Here is a 25223-nt window from a genome sequence, read left to right on the forward strand (position 1 = left end):
TGGCTCCCCGGGTAGGAGTCGAACCTACGTCGCTAGTCCTGATTCAAAGTCAGGCGGGCCCTGCCGGCAGACCAACCGGGGATCGAGCCCTCACCCTAGGAGGCGGGGTCCGCTCAGGGCAGGTCGAGGGTGATGCTCGCGGGGTCCTCGTCGGTCCAGCCGAGACGGGCGAGCTCGCGGTGCAGCATCGGCAGCATCGTGTAGACGTAGGTCTGCGTCAGGTGGCTGCTCTGGCGGTAGACGAGCACACCGCCGATGGCCGGGGCGCAGCGCGGGCGGCTCTCGGGGCAGATGAACTCGTTGAGGTCGACCAGCGGGGCGCCGGACTCCTCCGCCGCCTCCTGCATGATGCCCAGGCCGCTCTCGGCGTAGCCGCGCTGGGCGTCGAAGCCGCAGCTCTGGTACTCGGCGTTGCGGTCCACGCACTGGTAGACGCGCTTGCCGGACGGCGGCCCGGGGTTGTCGGCGAGCAGGACGACGTCGATGCCGAGGTCCTGCATCTCCTCGACGGCCTCGGCGAACCCGCGCCCGGAGTCGTCGTACGCCCCGCGCACCGAGATGATCACCCGGTCCGGGGCGTCGCCCTCGGCGAACGAGTCGAGCACGTTGTTGGAGTACTCGTCGCACTTCTGCTCGGGCTTGCCCGTGCGGCTCGGCACGCAGCCCGCCTTGCCGAGGGTACGGATCCGCCAGCCCTCGAGCTCGCCGAGGCGGTCGAGCGCCGGGTACCACTGCACCATCTTCGAGTCGCCCATCATCGCGACCTCGATGTCGCCGTCGACGTCGCCGAAGGTGCAGCGCTCCGGGGGCAGCTCCGCGATCGGCCCGCGGACCTGGCACTCGTCGACGAGGGGCTGGTCCTGGGTGGCGACCGACGGGTCGGGGACGACCCGGCCGGACATGGTGAACGCCTCGCGCGGGTCGCTCACGACCGTCCAGTCCGCGCCGTCCGGGTCGGCGACGAGCGCACGGGCGCCGGGCTCGGAGATGTCGTCGTACGACGCGAGCGACGGGACGCTGAGCGCCACCGCAACACCGACGGCACAGGTGGTCGCCATGGCGACCAGCGCCACCAGCAGCGACCGCAGCGGGCGGGCGACGAGCGCCGGGTGGAAGCGGACGGGCCGCTCGACGAGCCTGCCGGTGAGCCAGGCCAGCCCGATCGAGGCCGCCGCGAGCACCGGGGCCTGCAGGAGGCCGGGCTTCCCGAAGACCTCCTTGCTGAGGATGATCAACGGCCAGTGCCACAGGTACGTCGCGTAGGAGATGCCACCGATCCAGACGAGCGGCCTCCACGACAGCGCCCGTCCCGGCAGCGTCGAGTGACCGGCGCCGCCCGCGGCGATGAGCGCCGCCGTGCCCAGCACCGGCAGGGCGGCGGCGTACCCCGGCCAGGGCGTCGCGCCGGAGAAGAGGGTGACGCCGAGGACGATCCCGACCACGCCCAGCCAGGCGAGCACCTGCACCGCGGCCCGGCTCGCCAGGGCGAGCCGGTTGGCGGCGATCGCCAGGCCGGCGCCGACGGCGAGCTCCCAGACCCGGGTGGTGGTGACGAAGTAGGCCGTGGCCGGCTCGGTCGCGGTGGCGTGGACCGACCAGGCGAACGACGCGAGACCCACGCCGCCGATCGCGACGATCAGCGTGGGCCGCAGCCGCAGGCCGAAGCGGCGCACGAGCACCAGGCAGAGCAGGATCAGCAGCGGCCAGACGACGTAGAACTGCTCCTCCACCGACAGCGACCAGTAGTGCTGCAGCGCCGACGGTGCGGCGTCCTCGGCGAGGTAGTCCACGGAGCGGGCGGCCAGCTCCCAGTTCAGGACGTACAGCGTCGAGGCGACGGTGTCGCGACCCAGGTTGACGTGCGTCGACCCCGGCAGCAGCCACCAGCCCGCCACCGCCGTCACGACGAGCACCAGGCTGGCCGCCGGCAGGAGGCGTCGGGCGCGGCGGGCGTAGAAGTCGAGCATCGAGACGCGACCGGTGCGCTCGGCCTCCCGGATGAGCAGGCCCGTGATCAGGAAGCCCGAGATGACGAAGAAGATGTCGACGCCCGCGAAGCCGCTGGACAGGACCGGGGCGCCCAGGTGGTAGAGCAGCACCGTCAGGACGGCGATGCCGCGCAGGCCCTCGATGTCGAGGCGCAGACCCGCGCCGTGCCCGCCCGTGGAGGCCTTCGTCGCCGCCGCCCCGCCGGCCCCGACGGGTCCCCGCGCGTCGCGACGCGGTGCCGTGACCGTGCCGCGGGAGGAGCGGTGGGTCCCGGACATCGGAAGGAGTGTAGGTGCCGGGAGTGCCCCGTCCGGGAATCCGCGCCGGGGCGCCGGGCATAGGGTCGACACGTGGACCTGCCCGTGATGCCGCCGGTGCGCCCGATGCTGGCGAAGTCGGTCAGCGGGATCCCGGACCCCGCCAAGCACGGCGGGGGCCTGAGCTTCGAGCCGAAGTGGGACGGCTTCCGCTGCCTCGTCTTCCGTGACGGCGACGAGGTCGAGCTCGCCAGCCGCAACACCAAGCCGCTGACCCGCTACTTCCCGGAGGTCGTGGCCGCGGTCCTCGAGCAGCTGCCGGAGCGCTGCGTGCTCGACGGCGAGATCTTCGTGGCGAGCACGGGCGAGGAGGGCTCGCGGCTCGAGTTCGAGGTGCTCCAGGAACGGATCCACCCCGCGGGCTCCCGCGTGCGGATGCTCGCCGAGACCACCCCGGCCGGCTTCGTCGCCTTCGACCTGCTGGCGCTCGGCGACACCTCGTACGTCGACCGCCCGTTCTCCGAGCGCCGGGCCGCGCTGGTCGAGGCCCTCGCCGGCCTGCTGGACGACGGCCCGTGCCACCTGACCCGCACCACCACCGACCCCGTGGTCGCCCAGGAGTGGTTCGGCACCTTCGAGGGCGCCGGCCTCGACGGCGTGGTCGCGAAACCCCTCGACGCGCCGTACACCGAGAACGGGCGCACGATGCTGAAGATCAAGCACGAGCGCACCGCGGACGTCGTCCTCGCCGGGCTGCGCGAGCACAAGACGAGCACCCCGGAGCGACCGCTGCTGGGCAGCCTCCTGCTCGGCCTGTACGACGACGAGGGGTCGCTGCAGCACATCGGCGTCAGCGCGTCCTTCACGGAGGTCAGGCGGGCCGCGCTGATGGAGGAGCTGGCGCCGCTGGTCTGCGACGTCTCCGAGCACCCGTGGGGTGCCTGGAGGGAGTGGGCCATCGCCAACCCCGACCGCGTCCCCGGCACCCAGAGCCGCTGGAGCGCCGGCAAGGACCTGTCCTTCACCCCGCTGCGGCCCGAGCGGGTGCTGGAGGTCAAGTACGACCACATGGAGGGCCGCCGCTTCCGCCACACCGCGCACTTCAAGCGCTGGCGGCCCGACCGCGACCCCACGTCCTGCGGCTACGACCAGCTCGACGAGCCCGCGGGCTACGACCTGTCCGAGATCCTGAGGCCCGAGGAGGCCCCGTGAGCGACGCCCCCCAGACCGATGTCCCGACGACCGGCACCGCCGAGGGCGAGGAGCCGCCGTACGACGTCGTCGTGCTCGTCGAGCAGGAGCTGTCCGCCGGTGACGCGGAGCGCATCGCCGCCCTGCACCGCGGCATCACCGAGGAGACCGGCGCCGTCGTGCGCTACCACCTGCTGCTGCCCGTCGACGACGCCGCCGCGGCGGTGCACGCCGCGATGGGGTCGATGGCCTCGCAGGACGCGCTCGCCGCCCCCGCTCCCCCGCCCCAGGACCTCGCCGAGGTCGACGGGGCGCTCCGCGAGGAGGCGCAGCGTCGCCTCGGCGCCTCGCTCGACGCCATGGCCGGCGCCGGCGCCCAGGCCGCGGGTGCCACGGTGCCCGGGCCGCCGGTCGACGCGCTGCGCAGCACCGTCTCGGCCGTGGGCGCCCGCGAGGCGGTCGTCATCACCGAGCGCCACGTCGTGGCCGAGTTCCTCTCCGTCGACTGGGCCTCGCGGGCGCAGCGGCACCTCGGCATCCCGGTGCTCCACCTCGTCGAGCACGAGACCTTCGCGGAGCAGGCCGGCGACCCGGGCGGGGTCACCGGGCTCTGAGACGGGCCCGGGGGGCTCGTCCGGGGCGATCGGCGCGGAGGGTCGGGGAGGCAGGTCCCGCCGAAGTCTCATAAGGTCGCGGGGTGAGCGACAGCCAGGACCGGCCGCAGCAGCCCGCCGCCGACCCCGCCGCGGCGCCCCCCGCCGCCGGCGTCGCCGCCGACACGGTGGGCGAGGTCGCGGGTGACGCCGAGGCCACCGCCTCCCTCGGCAGGCGTCTCCGCTATCCGCGGCGCGTCGTCCTGGTGGCCGGAGCCGGCCGCAGCGGCACCAGCACGCTGGCCGGCGTCCTGCAGCGCCTGCACCTGTACGTGCCGCAGCCGGAGGTCGACGCCGACACCACCAACCCCCGCGGGTTCGGGGAGTCCGCATGGGTGGTGCGCCACCACGACCGGATGCTGCGCCGCGCGAACGTCAACATGGCCGACGCGCGGCCCGACGCCTGGCTCGACGCCGCCCGCATCGCGGCGATGCCCAACTGCCGGGTCCCCACCAGCAAGTTCCTCGAGGAGCAGTTCGGCTTCGGCAGCGAGGTCGTCATCAAGGACCCGCGCCTGAGCTGGTTCCTCGGCCTGTGGCAGGCCGCCGCCGTCCGCACCGAGTCGACGGCCGTGGTCGTGACCATGCTGCGCCCGCCGGCCGAGGTCATCGGCAGCAAGCAGGACCACTACGCCAACCGGCTGGGCGCCCCGCACCTGGCCGCGTCGTGGCTGAACATGATGCTCCACACCGAGCGCGCCGGGCGCGACCTGCAGGAGGGCGCGGGCCGGTCGTTCGTCCGCTACACCGACCTGCTCGGCGACTGGACCTCGACGATCATGCGGCTCGGCGAGGAGCTGCAGCTGCAGAACGTCCTGCACGCGGGGACGACGGCGGTCACCGACGTCGACACGTTCATCGACCCGGCGCTGCGTCGTACCGAGCGGACTCTCGCGGACATGCCGATCTCCTCGCGGATGCGCGAGCTGGTCGAGGAGACGGACGCCGCGCTGAACTCGATGGCCGACCCCGGCGGTGACACCGCCGAGGTCCGGGCGACGCTCGACCAGCTGCGCACGGCGTACGTCGACCTCTACGCCGACGCCGAGGCCGTCACCCGCTCCACCGCCCTCGCCGCGGTCGAGAGGGGCCGCCGCGAGGGTCGTGAGGCCGCCCGCGCCGAGTCCGCCCCGGACGGGTCCGGCGACGAGGCCGGGGGCGCCGCGGACGCCGCGACCGGGCTGGCGCGCCGCGCCGCCCGTCGTCTGCCCGAGCCGGTCAAGGGCCGCCTGCGCGACCTGCGGGGCCGCGGGTGAGCCGCGTGCCCGCCGACGGGCTGAGGAACCTCCAGGGCGAGCACGAGTACGACATCGTCTGGCCCTGGACGAAGCCCGGCGGCCTGCGCACCGGCTCGACGGCCGTGCTGCGCGTCAAGAACGAGGCCCGCTCGCTGCCCTTCGTGCTGCCGGGCCTGCTGCGCGTCTGCGACAAGGTCCTCGTCGTCGACAACCAGTCGGACGACCAGACGCCGGAGGTGGCGAAGCAGGCGGCCGTCGACATGGGCCGCGGTGACCAGCTGGAGGTCCTCGAGTACCCCTTCCGCGTCGCCCGTGCCGGCGCCGAGCACCTCGCCGAGCCCGAGCTGTCGGTGCACTCGCTGAGCTACTTCTACAACTGGTCGTTCGCCCAGTGCGACACCACGTTCAGCTGGAAGTGGGACGGCGACATGGTGCTGACCGCCGAGGGCGAGCTGGCCATGGCCGAGTTCGGCTGGCGGTCGTTCCGCAAGGACGTCATCCTCAAGTTCCCGCGCCACGGCCTGTACGTCGAGTCCGAGAGCCGCGCCTACCTCGACCTCTCCCTGCACAACGCCGAGGGCTGGGGCTTTCCGATCGGTCCCGAGTGGACCTACACGAAGTCGTTCGAGTGGGAGGTCCGCCGCCGCCCGGAGGACACGGTCGACGCGATCCTGCCGCGCGGTCTGTGCGTGGAGCTGAAGTGGCTGGACGGCGACGAGTTCGGCCACTGGACCGACCCCGAGTCGTTCGCGACCAGCGCCCGCAACGCCCGCAAGCGCTACGAGTGGTCGGTGTTCAACGCGCTCAGCGCCGGCGAGGTGCCGCCCGAGCTCATCCAGATCGACTCCCCCGAGGGCACCCACGTCATCGACTACGTGACGAAGACCTGGCTCCCCACCGCTCCCCGCCCCCTGCGCCCCCCGAACCGCGAGCCGCAGCCGACGGACTGAGCCCGTCCGGGGGTCGCCAGCCGGAGGTCGAGCCGCGCGATCCGGCGGGGTCTGGACACGCCCGACCCAGGACGGCTGAGCACACCGGCTGCTCACCCGGGGGTCGAGGTTGTCGAGCAGGGAGCGAGCCCTGGCGAGCGACCGCGTCGAGACCGCCCGGCTAGTCCGTGATGCGGTTGCCCTGGTCGTCCCAGTGGGCGGCGACCTTCTTCGAGGGCTGCACCCGCGGAGGCTCGCCGGGCATCTTGGGGTGGTCGGGCGGGTAGTTGAGCTCCCCCTCGGGCTGCGCGTCGTACAGCGCGATCAGAGGGCCCAGGTCGTGGGCGACGTCGTCGATCGTCGCCCACGGGTCGCCGTCGGCGAGGCGCTCCGGGACCGTGAAGAGGTTGAGCGTGGACGGGTCGGTGACGTCGGCGAGGTCGTCCCACGCCAGGGGCGTCGAGACGGGCGCCCCGGGCAGCGGTCGCAGGGAGTACGCCGAGGCGATGGTGCGGTCGCGGCAGTTCTGGTTGTAGTCCACGAAGATCCGCTCGCCGCGCTCCTCCTTCCACCACGCCGTCGTCACCTGGTCGTCGCGGGAGGCGAGCTCGCGCCCGAAGCCGATGGCGGCGTGGCGGACGTCGACGAAGTCCCAGCGCGGCTCGATGCGGACGTAGACGTGGACGCCCCGGTTGCCCGAGGTCTTGGCGTAGCCGGTGATCCCGTGCTCGGCGAGCAGCTCCCGGGCGACGCCGGCGACGCGCACCGCGTCGGAGAACGTCGTCCCCGGCTGCGGGTCGAGGTCGATGCGGAGCTCGTCGGGGTGGTCGAGGCTCGCGGGGTCGTCGGTGCGGCGCACGGGCCACGGGTGGAAGGTCAGCGTCCCCATCTGCGCGCACCACGTCGGCACGGCGATCTCGGTCGGGCAGATCTCGTCGGCGGTGCGGCCGGACGGGAAGGTGATGCGGGCCGTCTCCAGGTAGTCGGGGGCGCCCTTCGGCACCCGCTTCTGGTAGAACGCGTCGGCCTCGCGGTCGGTCGGGCCGGTCGCCAGCCGCATGCCCTCGCGGACGCCGGACGGCCAGCGTTCCAGTGCCGTCGGCCGGTCACGCAGCGCCCGCATGAGGCCGTCCTCGACGGCCACGACGTACCCGGCGACCATCAGCTTGGTGACCTCGGGCGTCGAGCCCGTGGCCTCGTAGACGACCCGGTCGGGGCTCGAGACGCGCACCGACCGGTCCCCTGCGGCGACCTCCGCGGCCGGCGTACGAGCCATGGCGCGAGCCTAGGGCAGCGCGTCGACACCGAGGAGGGGCCCGGGACCCCACGGCTCAGGGCCGCAGGACCAGGCCCGCCTTCTTGTTCAGCCGCTCCGCGACGTCGGCGGGGGCGAGCTCGCCGGCGAGCACCCGGCTCGTCGTCCACATGCTGATGTCGAAGCCGGTCAGCTCGACGAACGCCGGCAGCTCGTCGACGTACGACGACGCCAGCAGCTCGATGTCGGCTGCGGTGACGGGGGCGGCGTCGAGGCCACCCGGGGACGACCAGCGCGGCTTGTCGGCGGTCTCCGGCTCGAACGGGCGCAGGCCGATGAACTGCGCGACCTCGTTCACGGCCGTCGTCGGGTCCTTGACGATCTGCTCGAAGGTCATCAGCAGCCACTGCTCCCGCGGATAGACCTCGAGGCCGCGGGACAGCTGCTGGGCGTAGAGACCGCGGGCGACGAGGTCCCACTTCGCGGAGCCGATGCGCTTCCAGGTGCTCTCCGGCGGCACCTTCGACAGCTGCCCGTCGCGGACGGCCTGCCCGAACGACGGCCAGGTGTCGCGGCGGGCGAACTCCATGTTCCACGCCGAGAACGCCCGGTCGATCGGGTCGCGGAAGGCCGCGATCAGCTTCATCTCCGGGCGGTAGTCGTGCATCCGCCGCAGGGCGTTCGGGATGAAGATGTACGACGGCGTCGAGTCGAGGGCGACCCGCTCGCGGGGGCGCTTGGCGCGCTTGGCGTACTCGCTGTAGTCGGGGTCCGACCAGTCGACGTTCTCGTCGTCGAAGAAGTGGATCTCCTTCGGGTTGCGCCGCGCGAAGCCGGGGTGCTCGCGCAGGATCCCGTGCAGCGTGGTGGTCGCCGCCTTCTGCACGCCGACCAGGGAGGCCGTGTACTCGATCATCTTGGGCGGCACGACGCTCCTCTGCGCTCGCGGTCTCCTGCTGTCGCGGCTCGGCCCGGAAACCCGGTCGAGGACGACCCTCCGGTGCTTCTAGCCTGCGGAGTGTGACCCTAGACCACCTCCCCGTGACCACCGTCGACCCCGAGTCCGAGGAGGGCCTGCGCTGGCTGGCCGCCGTCCTCGCCGGGTTCGGGGAGGGCACGGTGCCCGACGAGCTGGTCCCGCTGTGGCGCGAGGACGCCCGCGTCGACGGTCACACCCTGTACGCCGTGTGGCCGGAGCGGTCGTGGGCGAGCGACCCGGTCCCGGTGGCGACGTACGCGAGCTGGGCGCAGAGCCTCAACGTCGGCGGCGGGCGCACCCTGCCGCTGCACATGGTCACCGCGGTCACGACGGCCGTCTCCCACCGCCGCCGCGGCCTGCTGCGCGCGATGATGACCGGCGACCTCGCCACCGCCGCGCGGGCGGGCCTGCCGCTGGCCGCCCTGACCGCGACGGAGGGGTCGATCTACGGCCGTTTCGGCTTCGGCCCGGCCGTGCGCGAGCGGCGCCTCGAGGTGCAGGTCACCTCCCGCTTCGCGCTCCGCCGCGAGCCCGGCGAGGACCCGGGCCGCTTCGAGGTCCTGCCCGCGCCGCAGGCGTGGCCGGCGATCCAGGAGGTCTTCGCGGCCCACCTCGCCACGACGCGCGGCGCCGTCGAGCGGCCCCACGAGTACCGCGCCTCCCTGACCGGGCTCTTCGACATCGGCGACCGCGCCGCGGACCCGAAGCGCCGCGTCCTGCTGCACCTCGACGCCGACGGGCGCCCCGACGGGTACGCCGTGTGGCGCCCGACGGGTCGCGTGGACGGGGTCGGCACCGCCGACGTGCACGACGTCCTCGCGACCTCCCCGGACGTCGAGCTGCGAGTCTGGCGCCGTCTCGCGGACCTCGACCTCACCGAGCGCCTGCGCGTGCAGACCGCGCCGGTGACCACGACGCTCGAGTGGTCGCTGCGCGAGCCCCGGGTGGTGCGGACGACGAGCCTGCACGACCACCTGTGGCTGCGTGTCCTCGACGTCCCGGCGGCGCTCGGGGCCCGGCCGTGGTCCGCCGACGGGACCGTCGTCCTCGGGGTCGACGACCCGCTCGGTCACGCCGCGGGGTCCTGGCGGGTGCAGACCTCCGGCGGGCGCGCGGAGGTCACGGCCACCGAGGAGGCCCCCGAGGTGGTCCTGGACGTCGAGGCGCTGGGCGCGTCGTACCTCGGCGACGTGGCGGTCGCGACGCTCGCCGGGGCGGGCCGGGCCACCGTCCCGGCGGGCGGCGACCCCGAGGCGCTCCAGCGGTGGGCGGCGATGGCCGACGGCGGGCCGGCGCCGTACTGCGCCACCCACTTCTGAGCCTGGCGGCCTCCGGCGGGCCCGGGCGCTCGACGGCTGCGGGGCTGGCCCGCCCGACTATCCTGGTCCCGTGGCGTACAACGTGGAGAAGACCGACGACCAGTGGCGCGAGGAGCTGTCGCCGCAGGAGTACCAGGTGCTCCGCCAGGCGGGCACCGAGCGGCCCTTCGTCGGGGAGTACACCGACACCGAGACCATCGGCGTCTACAAGTGCAAGGCGTGCGAGGCGAAGCTGTTCGAGTCGGACACCAAGTTCCACTCCGGCTGCGGCTGGCCGTCGTTCTACCAGCCGATCAGCGACACCATCGAGTACATCGAGGACAACTCGCTCGGCATGCGTCGCACCGAGGTCCGCTGCGCCAACTGCGGCTCACACCTCGGTCACGTGTTCCCGGACGGATACGGCACCCCGACGGGTGACCGCTACTGCATCAACTCGATCTCGCTGACGCTGGAGCCCGCCGACCGCTCCTGAGGTCCGCTCACCCGGCGCGGGTGCTTGGATGACCGGGTGTTCGTGTCGGATCAGCACCGGTTCCTGTTCATCCACGTGCAGAAGACCGGTGGGGTCACCGTGGAGCGGCGCCTCCAGCAGCTGATGCCGGAGGGCCGGACGGCCCGGGACACCGACGTCCAGCGGCACTCGCGGCTCTCGACCGTGCTCGGGCGCTACCCCGAGCTCACGCCGTACTTCATCTTCGGCGTGGTGCGGAACCCGTGGTCGCGGATGGTGTCGTGGTGGCGGATGGTCGAGCGCACCCGCGAGAGGGCCGCGAACGGCGACCCGTGGGCCGTCGCCCGCCTCCACGGCCCCGACCCGCACCCCTTCTGGTCGGCGCTGGACCGCACCTGCCCGGACTTCCGCACCTTCGTGCACGAGGGCACCGAGGACTGGACGCGGCTGAGCCGGCCGCAGGTCGACTTCCTCGTCACCGACGGCCGCTTCCCTGACTTCGTCGGCCGCCAGGAGTCGCTCGAGGCCGACCTGCGGGCGGTCGCCGCCCGCTACGACCTGCCGTGGACGCCCCTGCCCCCGCCCGAGAACGCGGACCCGAACCCGCCGCCGTCGTACCGCGAGTACTACGACGACGCGACGCGCGAGCGGGTCGGCGAGGTCTTCGCGAAGGACGTGGCCTACTTCGGCTACGACTTCTAGGCGGGCAGCCGCCAGTCGACCGGCTCGGCCCCCTGCTCGCGCAGCAGCGCGTCGACGCGGCTGAAGGGCCGCGAGCCGAGGAAGCCGCGGTGGGCCGACAGCGGCGACGGGTGCGCCGACGCGACCACCGGGACGTCGCCCAGGACGGACGTCAGGCCCTGCGCCTTCGAGCCCCACAGGATGGCCACCAGCGGTCCACCACGGGCGGCGAGCGCCTCGATGGCGCGCTCGGTGACCTCCTCCCACCCCTTGCCCTGGTGGGAGTTCGAGTCGCCGGGGCGGACCGTCAGGCACCGGTTGAGCAGCATGACCCCCTGGTCCGCCCAGGCGGACAGGTCGCCGTGGGCCGGCGGGTCCACGCCGAGGTCGTCGCGCAGCTCGGCGTAGATGTTGCGCAGGCTGCCGGGCAGGGGCCGCACGTGCGCCTCGACCGCGAAGCTCAGGCCGATCGGGTGCGCCGGGTTCGGGTAGGGGTCCTGCCCGACGACGAGGACGCGGACGTCGGCCAGCGGCCGCTCGAACGCGCGGAAGACCCGCTCCCCCGCCGGCTGGTAGCCGCGGCCGGCCGCCACCTCGGCGCGCAGGAACTCGCCCATCGCGCCGATGCGCTCGTCGACCGGCGCGAGGGCCTCGGCCCAGTCGGGGGCCATGAGGCCCTTCTCCACGAGTCCCGCGAGCGCACCCATCCGGCCATCATGCCGAGCGCCCCCACGCCCGCCGCCCGTGGGACCATCACGGCGTGAGGATCCTGTCCGTCCAGTCGTCCGTCGCCTACGGCCACGTGGGCAACTCCGCCGCCGTCTTCCCGCTCCAGCGCCTCGGCCACGAGGTGTGGCCGGTCATCACGGTGCACTTCTCGAACCACACGGGCTACGGCGAGTGGCGCGGCCCGCTGCTCGCGGCGAGCGACGTCGCCGAGGTGATCACGGGCATCGGCGAGCGCCGGGTGGCGGGTCCGGACGGCAGCCAGGTGAGCGTGCTCGCCACCGCGGACGCCGTCCTCACCGGCTACCAGGGCGCCGAGGACGTCGGGCAGGTCGTCCTCGACGCCGTCGCCCGCGTGAAGGAGCTGAACCCCTCCGCCGTGTACTGCTGCGACCCCGTGATGGGCGACGTCGGACGCGGCATGTTCGTGCGGCCCGGCATCCCCGAGTTCATGCGGGACTCCGTCGTCCCCGCCGCGGACCTGATCACGCCGAACCACTTCGAGCTCGACTTCCTCGCCGGCCGCGAGACGCGCACGATGACCGAGGTGCTCGACGCCGTGGACGCCGTCCGCGAGCGCGGCCCGCGCACCGTCCTGGTCACCAGCCTGCTGCACGACGAGGTGCCCGAGGGTCACCTCGACGTCCTCGCCGTCACCGACGAGGGCGCCTGGACCGTCACCACCCCGCAGCTGCCCATCAGCCCCAACGGTGCCGGTGACCTGACCTCCGCGCTGTGGCTCGCGCACCTCACCACCGCCGACTCCGTCCCGGCCGCGCTGTCGGCGACGACGTCCGCGGTGTACGGCGTCCTGCGCGCCACCCTCGAGTCGGGCCACCGCGAGCTGCGGCTCGTCCCCGCGCAGGACGAGATCGTCCACCCCTCCGAGCTGTTCGAGGCGCGTCGGGTCCGGTAGCGCAAGACCGATCAAGCGCGGTGGCCCGTCGGCGCGCATCCTGGGGACATGGAACCCCGGGTGCTCGCCGTCACCGTCCTGGGCGAGGTGCGCGCCGGCCACCGGGGACCCTCGGGGATCGACAAGCGCCCGGTCACGGGACCGGTGGCGGTCACCGCCGACGGCCTGGAGGGTGACCGGCGGATGGGCCGCTCGCACCGCGGCGCGGACACCGCCGTGCACGCCTACGCGGAGGAGGACGCCGCCCACTGGGTGGACCGGCTCGGACGGCACGTCGAGGCCGGTGGGTTCGGCGAGAACCTGCGGACCGAGGGTCTCGACGTCTGCGGCGCCGAGATCGGGGAGCGCTGGCGCATCGGGGAGCTGCTGCTCGAGGTGCGGCTGCCCCGCACGCCGTGCGAGAACCTCTCGCTGCGGCTCGGGGTCGAGGGCTTCCACCGCGACTTCCGTGCGAGCGGCAGGGTCGGCGCGATGTTGCGCGTCCTCGAGCCCGGAACGGTCGCGGCGGGCGACGCGGTGGTCGTCGAGCACCGGCCCGGGCACGGTGTCGGCGTCACCGAGCTGAACGGCCGGCTCGACGCCGACCGGGCGACCTGCCTCCTCGACTCGGGGGTGCCGCTGGCCCGCAGGGTGCGGGAGCGCGCCCGCCGCGCCGTACGACGGGGGTCCTCCCGGTGAGCCGTCCGGACGCCTTCCGCGACTTCGTCGCCACGCTGGCCGACCACCTCGACGACCCCGACGTCCGCGGCGAACGGCTCGCCGCCCTGGCACACCTGTCGCGGTTCCACCACGACCGTCTCGTCAGCGCCACCGCCGGTGAGCCACCCGGGCGGTTCCGGCGTCGGGTGCTGCTGGAGCGGGCCGCCCACCGGCTGCTCACCACGGACGCGGGCGTCCTCGACGTCGCTCTCGAGGCGGGTTTCGCCTCGCACGAGGGGTTCACCCGCGCGTTCCGGGCGGCGTACGGCGTGCCGCCCACCACGTGGCGTCGCTCCCCCACCCAGATCCGCCTCGCCGCGCCCAGCGGCGTCCACTTCCACCCCCCGGGCGGCCTGCGGCTGCCGTCACGCCAGGAGACCGCCATGGACCTCGCCGGCGACATGGTCGACCACCACGTGCACCTGCTCGGCGAGATGCTCGAGAGGGCCGGGCGCTGCCCCGACGTCGACCTCGACGCCGCAGTGGGCGCGCTCGTCCCCGGCATCGACGACGACCCCACTCTGCGCTCGGTCCTGTCCAGGCTGGTCGGCCAGCTGGGGATGTGGAACGCAGCGCTGGACGACCGCACCTACGACTGGTCGGTCGAGGAGCACGAGACGGTGGACTCGATGCGGCGGCGGCTGGACGTCGAGGGGCCGGCGTTCGCCGGCCGGGTGCGCGCGGCGTCGTCCGAGGGGCGGCTCGACGAGACGTTCGTCGACGCCACCTGCCGCCCCGCCCGCGTCTTCACCGTCGGCGGGATGGTCGCCCACGTCCTCACCTTCGCCGCCCACCGCCGCGTCGTCGCCCTGGGCGCCCTCGCCCGCGCTGGGCACGGCGATCTGGAGTGGGGCGACCCCGTGCTCGCCGTGGGCGGGCCCGGCTGAGTCGCCGAGCGGGACCTGCGGGGGGGGGGGGGGGGGCGCCGGGCGGGGGCGGGGGCGGCCGGGGCCCGCGGGGGGCGGCGGCCCCGGGGGCGCCGCGCGGCCGCCCCCCCCCCCTCCTGGGGGGCCCCCCCCCCCCCCGCGGAGCCGGGTTCAGGACTTCGCGAGACCCCCGAGGCGCTCCCAGGTGGCCACGACGGTGTCGGGGTTCAGCGACATCGACTCGATGCCCTGCTCCATCAGCCACTGGGCGAGGTCGGGGTGGTCCGAGGGGCCCTGGCCGCAGATGCCGACGTACTTGCCGCGTTCCTTGCAGGCGGTGATGGCCATCGACAGCATGTGCTTGACGGCGGGGTCGCGCTCGTCGAACCCGTCGGCCACCAGCGAGGAGTCCCGGTCGAGACCGAGGGTGAGCTGCGTGAGGTCGTTCGACCCGATCGAGAAGCCGTCGAAGTGGTCGAGGAACTTGTCGGCCAGGACCGCGTTGGACGGGACCTCGCACATCATCACGACCTTGAGGTCGTTCTCGCCGCGCACCAGGCCGTGCTGCCCGAGCAGGTCGATGACGCCCTCGGCCTCCTTGATGGTCCTCACGAACGGGATCATGATCCAGACGTTCGTCAGGCCCATCTCGTCGCGCACGTGCTTCATCGCCTCGCACTCCAGCGCGAAGCACTCGGCGAAGTCCTCGGACAGGTACCGCGACGCGCCGCGGTAGCCGATCATCGGGTTCTCCTCGTCGGGCTCGTAGGCCTCGCCGCCGATGAGGTTCGCGTACTCGTTCGACTTGAAGTCGCTCATCCGGACGATCACCGGGTTCGGCGCGAACGCGGCGCCCAGCATCGAGACGCCCTCGGCGACGCGGCGGACGAAGAACTCCCGCGGGCCGGGGTGGGCGGCGATGATCTCCTCGATCTCCTCGCGCAGGTCGGCGTCGAGGGAGTCGGGGTCGCGCTCGAGGTCGAGCAGCGCCTTCGGGTGGACGCCGATCTGCCGGTTGATGATGAACTCCAGCCGCGCCAGGCCCACGCCGGCGTTCGGCAGCTGCGCGAAGGAGAACGCCTGGTCGGGCGTGCCGACGTTCATCATGATCTTCACGTCGAGCTCGGGCAGGGCGTCGAGCTCGGTGGTCTCGACGTCGTAGTCGATGACGCCGTCGTACACGAAGCCGGTGTCGCCCTCGGCGCACGAGATCGTGACCTCACGACCGTCCTCGAGGGTCTTGGTGCCGGTACCGGTGCCGACGATCGCGGGGATGCCGAGCTCGCGGGCGATGATCGCGGCGTGGCAGGTGCGGCCGCCGCGGTTGGTGACGATCGCCGAGGCGCGCTTCATGATCGGCTCCCAGTCGGGGTCGGTCATGTCGGCGACCAGGACCTGGCCGGGGTCGAAGTCGTGCATCTCGTCGATCGACTTCATGACCTTGACGGGCCCGGCGCCGATCTTCTGGCCGATCGCACGGCCCTCGACGAGGACGGTCGAGGCCTTCGAGACCTTGGACGTCACGCTGAACCGCTCGATGACCCCGGTACGACGCGACTGCACCGTCTCGGGGCGGGCCTGGAGCACGTACAGCTTCCCGTCGACGCCGTCACGGGCCCACTCGATGTCCATCGGCCGGCCGTAGTGCTCCTCGATGGTCAGCGCGTGCCTCGCGAGCTCGGTGACCTCGTCGTCCGACAGCGACAGCAGGCGGGAGTCGGCGTCGTCGACGTCCACGAACTCGGTGGTGCGGCCGACCGTCGCGTCGTCGGTGTAGACCATCTTCGTCAGCTTGCCGCCGACGTTGCGCTTGAGGATGGCGGGCTTCCCGGCCCGCAGCGCGGGCTTGTAGACGTAGAACTCGTCGGGGTTGACCGCGCCCTGGACGACGCCCTCGCCGAGGCCGTACGCCGAGGTCACGAACACGGCGTCGGTGAAGCCGGACTCGGTGTCCATCGTGAACATGACGCCGGCGGCGCCGATGTCGGAGCGGACCATCTTCTGCACGCCGGCGGACAGCCCCACGTCGCCGTGCTCGAAGCCGTGGTGCACGCGGTAGGAGATGGCGCGGTCGTTGTAGAGGGACGCGAAGACCTCGCGGATCGCGTCGAGGACGGCGTCGATGCCCTTGACGTTGAGGAACGTCTCCTGCTGCCCCGCGAACGACGCGTCGGGCAGGTCCTCCGCCGTCGCCGAGGAGCGGACGGCGAACGACGCCTCGTCGCCGGAGCCCTCGACGAGGGTCTCGTACGCCGAGCGGATGTCGGCCTCGAGGTCGTCGGGGAACTCCTGGGCCACGACGAGCCCCCGGATCTCCTTGCCGACCTCGGCGAGCCGGCGCACGTCGTCGGTGTCGAGGCCGTCCAGCAGGCCGGAGATCTGCTCGGCGAGCCCGGTCTCCCCGATGAAGCGGTGGTACGCCGAGGAGGTCGTCGCGAACCCGTCGGGCACCCGCACGCCCAGGTCGGCGAGGTTCGAGACCATCTCGCCCAGCGAGGCGTTCTTGCCGCCGACCTGGTCGATGTCGTCCATGCCGAGCTCGGAGAACCAGCGGATGTTGTCGGCGGTCTCTTCAGTCATCGGTGTGTGCCTTCCGGTCCGGGGAGTGACGGGCCTTGCTTCGCTCGCGGCTGGGGACGCCGCCGTTGCGCTTGAGGGTCTGCAGCACGAGGGCCGCCATCTCCTCCACGGACTTCGTGGCGGAGTCGATGACGGGCACGCCGTACTCGCTGAAGAGCTGCTGCGCGCGGCGCAGCTCCCAGCGGCACTGTCCCGCCGAGGCGTACTTCGAGCCGGCGCGGCGCTCGTTGCGCACGCGGGAGAGCCGCTCGGCGGTGGTGGTGATCCCGAAGCAGCGGTCGAGGTGGTCCCGGACGGGCGCGGGCAGCTCGGTCGCGTCGAGGTCCTCCTCGACGAGCGGGTAGTTCGCGACGAACAGCCCGTGCTGGAGCGCGAGGTACATGGACGTCGGCGTCTTCCCGCAGCGCGACGGCGCCAGCAGGATCACGTCGGCGCGGTCGAGGGCACGCACGCTCTGGCCGTCGTCGTGCTCGATGGTGAACTCCACCGCCGCCATGCGGGTGTTGTAGCGCTTGACGTCGTGGACGCCGTGCAACCGGGAGGGCAGGCGGACGCCGCGACGGTCGAGGATCGCCTCGACCCGCTCCATGTGCATGTCGAAGAAGTCGATCAGCGGCGCCCGCGTCTCGCGCAGGGTCAGCCGGATGTGGTCCTCGGCGGCGGTGGTGAACGCCAGCGGGGTCACCGGGCCGTCCATCGCCTCGTCGAGCTGGCGGACGACGTCCTGGGCCGCCTCGACGGTGGTGATGAACGGGATCGTGGTGCGCTCGAAGACCGTGTCGGGGAACTGCATGAGCAGGGCGTTGCCCATGGTCTCGGCGCTGATGCCGGTCGAGTCCGAGAGGAAGTAGACCGGCACCACGGCGTCGTCGTCCACCACGCTGACCTCCTCGTGCCACCAGGCGGCCACGACGCGGCTCGCCGTCGTGCCGTGGGGGAAACCTAGCCCTCCCGCCTCGCGGACGGGAGGGCCAGGTCGAAGCGCGGTCGCCCGGGGTCGGCTCCTAGCAGTCGGTGACGGGCGTCGCGTCCGCGATGCCGTACTCCGAGCGCGCGTCGAGCAGCAGCGGGACGACCGGCTGGTCCTCCTGCGCCATCGACACGTACGGCGACCCGCCACGGGTGGTCACCTCGACGCCGTGCAGGCGCAGCGTCGGGGCGACCTGCTGCCGCTGCTCTGGGGTCAGGGTGTAGCCGCACATCGGGTTCGGCTCGACGTCGTCGTCCTCCAGCGGCAGCCGGTCGTCCTGGCCGGCGAAGTAGACGACGCCGCTGCGGCTCGCGCCCTCCTCGGCGACCCGCTCGCGGGCGGCCTCGGTCTCGCGCAGCAGCGTCTCGCGGTTCTCCAGCGCGAACTGCGCGCTGCCCACCGCGGCGAGGTAGTTGACGCGGACGCGACGGCGGTTGAGCAGCGCCGGGTCCTCCTCCTCGGCCGCGTCCAGCGGGGCGTTGGCGGTCTCGCTGAGCATGCCGACGACGTGCTGGGTGCCGGCGTAGTTGCGCAGGATCCGGGCCTGCTCGTCGCCGGCGACCTGCTGGAACGGCTCGCCGTCCTTGACGAGGATCCCGTACTCGCCGGAGGTGTAGCCCTCGGCGGTGACGGCGTCGGCGGCGTACGACTCGCTCATGGTGCGGGCGAGGTCGTGGAGGGTGCCGTCGACCTGGCGGTTGCGCGGCCAGAGCTGGAGCAGGTCGGTCTCGTAGAACTCTCCGGGGCCGTACTCGTGCAGGTCGTTGAGGACGTCGGGCCGCCAGTCGCGGATCGTGCGGACGACGGCCTTCGACTCCGGGGCGCTGACGGCGAGGTAGTCGCGGTTGACGTCGAGACCCGTCGCGTTCCCGCGGGTGTCGGCCACCCAGCCGTCGGGGTTGGGAAGGACGAACAGGACCGTGGTGCTGCGCAGCAGCCGCTGCCAGGCCGGGTCCGTCGTGGTCGACAGGTCGCGGGCCATCGTCAGGCACGCCTCGCGGCCGGACGGCTCGTCGCCGTGCACCGAGCAGACGTACATCAGCACCGAGCCCTCGGCCGCCTGGGCGCGGGTGGCCGGGGCGGGGTCGCCGACGGCGACGAGCGGGATGGGGCGCCGCTCGGTGCTGCGGCCGACCCGGGTGACCGTGACCCGGTCGCTGGCCTCGTCGAGCTCGCGCAGGAAGCGGCGGCTCTCGGGCTCGGTGGTGAACCGCTCGCCGTCGCTCGCCTCGAAGGGGGTCTGCAGCGCGTCGTCCGCGGCGGCGAGGCTGTCCGCCGGGTCGAGGGCGGCGACGCCGGGGCTGGCCTGGCCGGAGCCGGCGGCGGTCAGCCAGAGGGTGGCACCGACGACGGCGGCCGCGGCCGTCGCCGCGGCGGGCCGGAGCCGGCGAGCGGCCCCGGTGGTCCGGGCGGCCCGGCTGGCTCGTGTGGACTGGTGTGACTGGGTCATGGACGCTCCGAGTAGCGCGCCGCGACCTGGCCCCGGTGCTGCTGGTGCCCGAGTCGCAGCTGGTGGGTAGGACCCGCTCACCCTCCACCCCGGGGCCCTCCGGCGGCAAGGGACGCCGGAGGCTCCCCTAGCGTGCGGAGGGTGCCCCGTTCCCGTCCGACCCCGCGGCGGGCACGGGTGGGCGTCGCGCTGCTGTTCCTCACCAACGGGGTCATCCTCAGCTCGCTGCTGCCGCGCTACCCCGAGATCAAGGCGGGGTTCGGGCTCGACAACGCCGAGTTCGGGCTGCTGGTCGTGGCGTTCCCCCTCGGCGCGATCCTCGCCGCCCCGGTCGCAGGGGTCGTGATCCGGCGGTGCGGGGCGCTCACGGTGTGCGCCGCGGGGTCAGCGCTGCTGGCCGCCTCGATCGCGGTCGCCGGGTGGAGCGCCTCGGTGCCGCTGTTCGTCCTGGCGATGGCCGCGGGCGGCGCGCTGGACGCGGTCGTGGACGCCGCCCAGAACGTCCAGGGCGTGGTCGTCGAGCAGTGGCGCGGCCGGTCGGTCATCAACTCGCTGCACGCGACCTGGAGCGTCGGCGCGGCCCTCGGCGGTCTGATCGGCGCGGCCGGCGCCGCCCTCTCGCTCGACCTCGGCCTGCAGATGACCGTCAGCGGTGCCGTCTGGGCCGCCGTGGCGGTGGGGGCGGCGCGGCTCGCCGTCGTCCCCGCGGACGTGCGGGCGGGGCTGGTGGCGCCGGTGCCCGACCCCGGCCCCGGCGCCCTCGGCGGGTCCCCGGGGTCCGGCGCACGACGCAGGGCGTGGCGGCTGCTGCTGCCCCTGGTGGTGGTCGCGGTGTGCGGGACGCTGGTCGAGGACGTAGCCAACAACTGGGCGGTGCTCTACCTCGGCGGCGAGGCCGGCGCCCCCGCCGGCGTCGCGGCGCTCGGCCTGACCGTCGTCCTCGGGGCGCAGTTCGTCGGGCGGCTCGTCGGCGACCCGCTGACCGACCGGTTCGGTCGCGACGCCGTCGCCCGCGCGGGTGGTCTGCTGATCGCGCTGGGTGCCGCGCTGGCCGCCCTGTCGCCGGCGTACCCGGTGGCCTTCGCCGGCTTCGCCCTGGCCGGGTTCGGCTGCGCGACCCTCGTCCCTGCGGCGTTCGCGGCCGCCGGGCGGATCCCCGGCCTCGCCGAGGGGACCGGCATCGCGATCATCGGCTGGCTGATGCGGCTCGGCTTCCTGCTCACCTCGCCCGCGATCGGGGTGATCTCGGAGTCGACGAGCCTCCGCACGGCGCTCGTCGTCCCGCTCGTCGCGGGCCTGGTCGCGGCGCTGCTGGCGCACCGGATGGCGATCGCTGCCCGGCGGTGATCGTCGTCCGGCACCGGCACTCGGCGATGCTCACCACGCCAGGCCGGCGAGCCCTCGGGTAGCGCAGCGGGCTCGCCGCGCTACCCCGGTGCTCACCTGCCTAGCGTGGTGAGCCGCACGGCGGAGCCGGTGACAGGAGTCGAACCCGCGACATCCTCATTACAAGTGAGGCGCTCTACCAACTGAGCTACACCGGCGTGGCGGCGCCGATCGGATCGCCCGCCGCGGCCCCAGGGTAGAGGGCGGCGCGCGGTCCCCGGCCGTCCAGGTCGGCCCGCGGGACCGCCGCCGTCCTTGAACCTCGCTCGAGGTCCGGGCAGGCTGCGCCCATGAAGCAGCTCACCATCGGGCAGGTGGCCGAGCGCTCGGGGGTGAGCACGTCCGCGATCCGGTTCTACGAGTCCCGCGGGCTCGTCGAGGCGACACGGACGTCGGGCAACCAGCGACGCTACGACGCCCACACGTTGCGGCGCATCGCCTTCGTGCGGGCGGCCCAGCGGGTGGGGCTGACGCTGGAGGAGATCCGCGACGCCCTGGCGACGCTGCCCGCCTCCCGCACCCCGACCAAGGCCGACTGGGCCCGCCTGTCGGCGTCCTGGCGCAGCCGCCTCGACGCCCAGATCGAGCGCATCGAGCGGCTGCGCGACAACCTCGACGACTGCATCGGCTGCGGCTGCCTCAGCCTGCGCACCTGCGCCCTCAACAACCCCCACGACGAGGCCGCCGTCCGCGGCCCGGGCGCGGTCTTCCTCGAGCCTGACGACGGGGCGGCCTAGCTCGGCCCGGACCTCTCGCTCGGTCTCAGCCGACCACGGCCCGCACCCGACGCCGCCGGGCCGGGGTTCACCCCGGGGCGTCGACCCGCAGCAGCCGCGCCCCGTTGTCGTGCAGGACGGCGCGGAGCCAGTCGTCGCCGAGGCCGAGACCGACGATCGCCTCCAGCTGGTGCAGGTAGGGGTGCGGGATCGTCGGGAAGTCGGTGCCGAGCACGACCTTCTCCCCCGCGTCCGCGAGACGGCCGAGCAACGCGTCGGGGAACGGGTGGCGGTCGGCGATGAAGTCGGTGAACGCCATCGTGGTGTCGAGGTGGACGCCGGGGTGGCGCTCCGCGAGCGTCAGGAACTCGTCGTACTCGGGCATGCCGAGGTGGGCGATCACCAGGGGCAGCCGGGGGTGCCGCCCGAGCACCTCGGCGACCGGCCCCGGACCGGTGAAGCGTCCCGGGTGGGGGCCGGACCCGGCGTGGATGACGGTGGGGACGCCGGCCTCGGCGAGCAGTCCCCACACGGGGTCCAGCAGGGGGTCGGCGGGGTCGTACTCCCCGACCTGCACGTGGGCCTTGAACACCCGCGCCCCGCGCTCGAGCGCCGCGGCGACGTACGCCGGGGCGTCGGGCTCGGGGTAGAGGGTCGCGGACGGCACGCAGCCCGGCGCCCCGGCGGCGAAGTCGGCCGTCCAGTCGTTGAGCCAGGCCGCCATGCCGGGCTTGTGCGGGTAGTTCAGCGCCGTGTACGCCCGGACGCCGAGGTCGGCGAGGCGCCGTACCCGCTCGTCGTCGGGCAGGCGGTAGGCGATCGGCCACGCCGTGCCGACGTGCTCCTCGAGGGCGTCGAAGAACGCCCACACCTTCTGCTGCACCCGGTCGGGCATGAAGTGGGTGTGGACGTCCACCAGCCCCGGCAGGCCGAGTCCCTCCCACACGGCGCGGACGCGGGCGGGCTCGTCGGCAGGAAGGTCGACCTCAGGGGGCACGCGCGGCACCATACTGAGGACCATGCCGTCCACCTCTCCCCCGGCGCTGCGCATCGTGGCGAGCCGGCCCGACCCGGCGATCGTCACGCTGCCGTGGTCGACGCCGCTGGAGGAGTGGGGCGACCAGCACCTCGTGAACCTGCCGCGGGGCCTGTCGCGGCACGTCGTGCGGATCGTCCGGCTCGGCGCGCGGACCTACGCGGTCAAGGAGACCCAGGAGCCGATCGCGTTCCGCGAGTACCGGACGCTGCGCGACCTGCACCGGCTCGGCCTGCCGGCGGTCGTCCCCCAGGGCGTCGTGGCCGGGCGCACGGACGCGGCCGGCGAGGAGCTGCCGGCTGCGCTCATCACCGAGCACCTCCGTTTCTCGCTGCCCTACCGCAGCCTGTTCAGCCACGGCCTGCGCGCCGACAACCTGCCCGCGCTCGTCGACGCGCTCGTCGTCCTGCTCGTGCGGCTGCACCTGTCGGACTTCTTCTGGGGCGACGTGTCGCTGTCGAACGTGCTGTTCCGGCGCAACGCCGGCTCGTTCTCGGCCTACCTCGTGGACGCCGAGACCGGCGAGCTGCGCCCGACGCTGTCGGACGGGATGCGCGAGCACGACGTCACCGTCGGGTGCGAGAACGTGTTCGCCGAGCTGCTCGACCTCCAGGCCGCGCAGACCGTGGAGGGCGAGCTGCGGGCGCACGAGGTCGTCGACCTGATCCGCGACCGGTACGACGCGCTGTGGACCGAGCTGACCGGCGAGGAGCGGTTCGGCGCCGACGAGATGTGGCGCATCGAGCAGCGCATCGAGCGCCTCAACGACCTCGGCTTCGACGTCGAGGAGCTCGACATCGTCACCGACCTCGGCGGCGAGGAGATCCGCATCCAGCCGAAGGTCGTCGAGCTCGGGCACCACTGCCGCGAGCTGCAGGCGCTGACCGGCATGAACGTGGAGGACGGCCAGGCCCGTCGCCTGCTGAACGACCTCGCGGCCTTCACCGCCCACTTCGACCTCGGCCGCGAGGACCGCTCCGTCGTCGCCAACCGCTGGATGACCCAGGTCTACGAGCCGATCATGGCCATGATCCCGCCGGAGGGGCGCGGCAAGCTCGAGCAGGCCGAGATCTTCCACGAGATCCTCGAGCACCGCTGGTACCTCTCCGAGCGCGCAGGCCGGGGCATCGACATCTTCGACGCGGCCCGCGACTACCTCGAGACCGAGCTGGTCAACCGACCCGACGAGGCCCTGACCACCGAGTAGCGGGTCTCAGCGCTGCCAGGGCAGCGTGCCGTGGCTGTTCGCGTAGACCTTCCCGGGTTTGGGGTGGGTGAGCTTGAGGCCGGCCCAGGTGTCGTCGACCCGGAGGCAGGTGCTCTCGACCATCCCGCCGTCGTACGCGATCTCGATGACGCGCGGCAGGGTCAGGTCGGAGCCGAGACGGCGCCCCTTGGGCCACGACACCCAGAGCATCCCGCCGGGGGCGAGGGCGTCGACCTGGGCGGGCAGGGCGTCCCTCAGGGCCTCCGCGGTGGTGGCGGCGAGGTGGAGGTAGTCCGCGGGCCCGTCGGCCACCCAGGCGAGGCTCGGCAGCCCGAGGGTGGTGACGACCGGGCCGGGCAGGCCGGTGATGCGGGCACGGGAGCCGGCGCGGACCCCCATCTTCTGGGCGACGGTACGAGTCATGGACCCAGCGTCGCGCTCGTTGCGGTCAGGTCCTGACCGCAGGACGACGTCGTCGGGGCTCCTGACGGACCGCTCGGCCTGCGCACACGTCCCGACCCGGCTCACCTCAGGAGGGAGCGGCCGATCACCATGCGTTGGATCTGGTTGGTGCCCTCGAAGATCTGGGTCACCTTGGCGTCGCGGAAGAGGCGCTCGGCCGCGAAGTCGGTGGTGTAGCCCGCGCCGCCGAGCACCTGGACGGCGTCGGTGGTGACCTTCATGGCCGCGTCGGTCGCGGTGAGCTTCGCGATGCTCGCCTCGGGACCGAAGGGCCTGCCGGCGTCCTTCAGCCGCGCGGCGTGCAGGTACGTCGCCCGCGCGGCGCCGACGGCCGCGGCCATGTCGGCGAGGAGGAACTGCATGCCCTGGAAGTCGCCGATGCGCCGGCCGAACTGCTCCCGCTGCCCGGCGTACGACGTGGCGAGGGCGAGCGCCCCCTGCGCGATGCCGGTCGCGACGGCCGCGATGCCGAGGCGTCCGGCGTCGAGCGCGGAGAGGGCGACCGCCATGCCCCGGCCCTCGTCGGAGATGCGCTGGGCGGCCGGCACACGGGTGCCGTCGAAGGTGACGGTGCTCGTCGGGTCGCAGTGCAGGCCCATCTTCCGCTCGGGCACGCCGGGCGTGATGCCGCCCGAGTCGGCCGGCACCAGGAAGGCCGAGAGGCCGGAGCGGCCGTCGTCCGAGGTGCGCGCGAAGAGCACGTAGTAGTCGGCGTGGGGGCCGTTGCTGATCCACTGCTTGGTGCCGGTGACGACGTAGGCGTCGCCCTCGCGGACCGCCCTCGTGCGGATGCCGGAGACGTCCGAGCCCGCCTGCGCCTCGGACAGGCAGTAGGCACCGAGCCACTCCCCGCCCAGCATCCGCGGCAGCCAGGTCTCGCGCTGCTCCTCGGTGCCGTTCCTGTCGAGCACCGTCGCGGTCAGCGCGTGGACGGAGGTGCCGACGGCGACGCTCGGCCACACGGTCGCGAGCTCCTCGACGACCTGGAGGTAGACCTCGTACGGCTGGCCCCCGCCGCCCCACCGCTCGTCGAAGGGCAGGCTCATCAGCCCGGACTTGCCCAGGAGCGCGTAGGCGTCCGCGGGGAACTCCGAGGCGGCCTCGGCGGCGTCCACCTGCGGCGCGAGCTCCTCGCGCGCGATCTCACGGACCAGGCCCAGCAGGTCGTCGGCCTCGGGGGTCGGGAGAATTCTTTGGACGTCCAAGGGCATGCCTTCCATCGTAGGCGGCGTGGCGGCCTTCCCCCAGAGCACTTCGCGGTGTC

Annotated in this window: 23 protein-coding genes and 2 tRNA genes; 13 read left to right on the plus strand and 12 right to left on the minus strand. The window is 73.5% G+C overall.

Annotated features, from left to right (window positions below; translation table 11 throughout):
* Both MJ876_RS05060 and MJ876_RS05065 read right to left on the minus strand, forming a co-directional pair.
* Positions 1 to 82: transfer RNA gene (locus tag MJ876_RS05060), tRNA-Gln, on the minus strand.
* A 31-nt stretch (positions 83 to 113) separates the two neighbouring features.
* On the minus strand, positions 114 to 2267 hold the full coding sequence (locus MJ876_RS05065; protein WP_240234983.1) for an acyltransferase family protein: 2154 nt from the start codon (positions 2265 to 2267) through the stop codon (positions 114 to 116).
* Positions 2268 to 2339: 72 nt separating this feature from the next.
* On the opposite strand from MJ876_RS05065, the gene MJ876_RS05070 reads away from it, so the two are divergent.
* The 4 genes from MJ876_RS05070 to MJ876_RS05085 all read left to right on the plus strand — a co-directional run bounded on the left by MJ876_RS05070 (position 2340) and on the right by MJ876_RS05085 (position 6278).
* Entirely contained in the window at positions 2340 to 3458 is a 1119-nt protein-coding gene (locus MJ876_RS05070; RefSeq protein ID WP_240234984.1) for an ATP-dependent DNA ligase, read from the plus strand.
* On the plus strand, positions 3455 to 4051 hold the full coding sequence (locus MJ876_RS05075) for a hypothetical protein (protein ID WP_240234985.1): 597 nt from the start codon (positions 3455 to 3457) through the stop codon (positions 4049 to 4051). Before MJ876_RS05070 ends, MJ876_RS05075 begins: the two co-directional genes overlap by 4 nt.
* 83 nt (positions 4052 to 4134) lie before the next feature.
* Entirely contained in the window at positions 4135 to 5346 is a 1212-nt protein-coding gene (locus MJ876_RS05080) for a sulfotransferase family protein (RefSeq protein WP_240234986.1), read from the plus strand.
* On the plus strand, positions 5343 to 6278 hold the full coding sequence (locus MJ876_RS05085) for a hypothetical protein (RefSeq protein WP_240234987.1): 936 nt from the start codon (positions 5343 to 5345) through the stop codon (positions 6276 to 6278). The genes MJ876_RS05080 and MJ876_RS05085 overlap by 4 nt, the downstream gene beginning before the upstream one ends.
* Before the next feature lie 160 nt (positions 6279 to 6438).
* Here the strand turns inward: MJ876_RS05085 and MJ876_RS05090 are convergent, their stop codons facing one another.
* A complete protein-coding gene (locus MJ876_RS05090; protein WP_240234988.1) occupies positions 6439 to 7533 on the minus strand; it encodes a DNA polymerase domain-containing protein in 1095 nt (364 codons plus the stop codon).
* A gap of 55 nt (positions 7534 to 7588) precedes the next feature.
* Positions 7589 to 8440 (minus strand): sulfotransferase, encoded by an 852-nt coding sequence (locus MJ876_RS05095; RefSeq protein ID WP_240234989.1) that lies wholly within the window; start codon positions 8438 to 8440, stop codon positions 7589 to 7591.
* A 92-nt stretch (positions 8441 to 8532) separates the two neighbouring features.
* Between MJ876_RS05095 and MJ876_RS05100 the strand changes: the two genes are divergently transcribed.
* From MJ876_RS05100 to MJ876_RS05110, 3 genes are all read left to right on the plus strand, one after another.
* A complete protein-coding gene (locus tag MJ876_RS05100; protein ID WP_240234990.1) occupies positions 8533 to 9810 on the plus strand; it encodes a GNAT family N-acetyltransferase in 1278 nt (425 codons plus the stop codon).
* Positions 9811 to 9880: 70 nt separating this feature from the next.
* Positions 9881 to 10285 (plus strand): peptide-methionine (R)-S-oxide reductase MsrB, encoded by a 405-nt coding sequence (msrB, locus tag MJ876_RS05105; protein WP_240234991.1) that lies wholly within the window; start codon positions 9881 to 9883, stop codon positions 10283 to 10285.
* A 36-nt stretch (positions 10286 to 10321) separates the two neighbouring features.
* On the plus strand, positions 10322 to 10966 hold the full coding sequence (locus MJ876_RS05110) for a sulfotransferase family 2 domain-containing protein (RefSeq protein WP_240234992.1): 645 nt from the start codon (positions 10322 to 10324) through the stop codon (positions 10964 to 10966).
* Here MJ876_RS05110 and MJ876_RS05115 read toward each other — a convergent pair.
* Positions 10963 to 11652: a uracil-DNA glycosylase gene (locus MJ876_RS05115; RefSeq protein ID WP_240234993.1), complete on the minus strand. Its 690-nt coding sequence runs from the start codon at positions 11650 to 11652 to the stop codon at positions 10963 to 10965. The two genes, MJ876_RS05110 and MJ876_RS05115, sit on opposite strands and share 4 nt — an antisense overlap.
* Before the next feature lie 53 nt (positions 11653 to 11705).
* Between MJ876_RS05115 and pdxY the strand changes: the two genes are divergently transcribed.
* Genes pdxY through MJ876_RS05130 form a run of 3 tightly spaced genes read left to right on the plus strand, consistent with a single transcriptional unit; the run spans position 11706 to position 14173 of the window.
* Positions 11706 to 12587 carry a pyridoxal kinase PdxY gene (pdxY, locus tag MJ876_RS05120; RefSeq protein ID WP_240234994.1) on the plus strand — a complete coding sequence of 294 codons (882 nt, stop codon included), beginning with the start codon at positions 11706 to 11708 and terminating at the stop codon, positions 12585 to 12587.
* Positions 12588 to 12635: 48 nt separating this feature from the next.
* Complete coding sequence (locus MJ876_RS05125) at positions 12636 to 13265, plus strand: MOSC domain-containing protein (protein ID WP_240234995.1); 630 nt, start codon at positions 12636 to 12638, stop codon at positions 13263 to 13265.
* Entirely contained in the window at positions 13262 to 14173 is a 912-nt protein-coding gene (locus MJ876_RS05130) for an AraC family transcriptional regulator (RefSeq protein WP_240234996.1), read from the plus strand. Before MJ876_RS05125 ends, MJ876_RS05130 begins: the two co-directional genes overlap by 4 nt.
* 150 nt (positions 14174 to 14323) lie before the next feature.
* Here MJ876_RS05130 and ppsA read toward each other — a convergent pair whose 3' ends face one another.
* The 3 genes from ppsA to MJ876_RS05145 all read right to left on the minus strand — a co-directional run bounded on the left by ppsA (position 14324) and on the right by MJ876_RS05145 (position 19152).
* Complete coding sequence (ppsA, locus tag MJ876_RS05135; protein WP_240234998.1) at positions 14324 to 16732, minus strand: phosphoenolpyruvate synthase; 2409 nt, start codon at positions 16730 to 16732, stop codon at positions 14324 to 14326.
* Entirely contained in the window at positions 16725 to 17642 is a 918-nt protein-coding gene (locus MJ876_RS05140; protein ID WP_240235000.1) for a pyruvate, water dikinase regulatory protein, read from the minus strand. The genes ppsA and MJ876_RS05140 overlap by 8 nt, the downstream gene beginning before the upstream one ends.
* Before the next feature lie 94 nt (positions 17643 to 17736).
* Positions 17737 to 19152, minus strand: a complete 1416-nt coding sequence (locus tag MJ876_RS05145; RefSeq protein ID WP_240235002.1) for a M14 family zinc carboxypeptidase — start codon at positions 19150 to 19152, stop codon at positions 17737 to 17739.
* Between the two features lie 141 nt (positions 19153 to 19293).
* Between MJ876_RS05145 and MJ876_RS22125 the strand changes: the two genes are divergently transcribed.
* Positions 19294 to 20499: an MFS transporter gene (locus tag MJ876_RS22125; protein WP_240235005.1), complete on the plus strand. Its 1206-nt coding sequence runs from the start codon at positions 19294 to 19296 to the stop codon at positions 20497 to 20499.
* A gap of 124 nt (positions 20500 to 20623) precedes the next feature.
* On the opposite strand, the gene MJ876_RS05155 is transcribed toward MJ876_RS22125, so the two are convergent.
* Positions 20624 to 20696 (minus strand) — tRNA-Thr (locus tag MJ876_RS05155).
* A 132-nt stretch (positions 20697 to 20828) separates the two neighbouring features.
* Between MJ876_RS05155 and soxR the strand changes: the two genes are divergently transcribed.
* Complete coding sequence (soxR, locus tag MJ876_RS05160) at positions 20829 to 21275, plus strand: redox-sensitive transcriptional activator SoxR (protein ID WP_240235007.1); 447 nt, start codon at positions 20829 to 20831, stop codon at positions 21273 to 21275.
* 67 nt (positions 21276 to 21342) lie between these two features.
* Here soxR and MJ876_RS05165 read toward each other — a convergent pair whose 3' ends face one another.
* Positions 21343 to 22251 (minus strand): amidohydrolase family protein, encoded by a 909-nt coding sequence (locus tag MJ876_RS05165; protein WP_240235009.1) that lies wholly within the window; start codon positions 22249 to 22251, stop codon positions 21343 to 21345.
* A gap of 22 nt (positions 22252 to 22273) precedes the next feature.
* Between MJ876_RS05165 and MJ876_RS05170 the strand changes: the two genes are divergently transcribed.
* Positions 22274 to 23497 (plus strand): DUF4032 domain-containing protein, encoded by a 1224-nt coding sequence (locus tag MJ876_RS05170; protein WP_240235010.1) that lies wholly within the window; start codon positions 22274 to 22276, stop codon positions 23495 to 23497.
* Between the two features lie 6 nt (positions 23498 to 23503).
* On the opposite strand, the gene MJ876_RS05175 is transcribed toward MJ876_RS05170, so the two are convergent.
* Together MJ876_RS05175 and MJ876_RS05180 are read right to left on the minus strand one after the other, a co-directional pair.
* Positions 23504 to 23920 carry a DUF3052 domain-containing protein gene (locus MJ876_RS05175; protein WP_240235012.1) on the minus strand — a complete coding sequence of 139 codons (417 nt, stop codon included), beginning with the start codon at positions 23918 to 23920 and terminating at the stop codon, positions 23504 to 23506.
* A gap of 101 nt (positions 23921 to 24021) precedes the next feature.
* Positions 24022 to 25170, minus strand: a complete 1149-nt coding sequence (locus MJ876_RS05180; protein WP_308192563.1) for an acyl-CoA dehydrogenase family protein — start codon at positions 25168 to 25170, stop codon at positions 24022 to 24024.
* Positions 25171 to 25223 lie beyond the last annotated feature (53 nt).

The sequence above is a fragment of the Nocardioides sp. CFH 31398 genome, assembly GCF_022436705.1.
In the GTDB taxonomy this organism is placed as follows: domain Bacteria; phylum Actinomycetota; class Actinomycetes; order Propionibacteriales; family Nocardioidaceae; genus Nocardioides.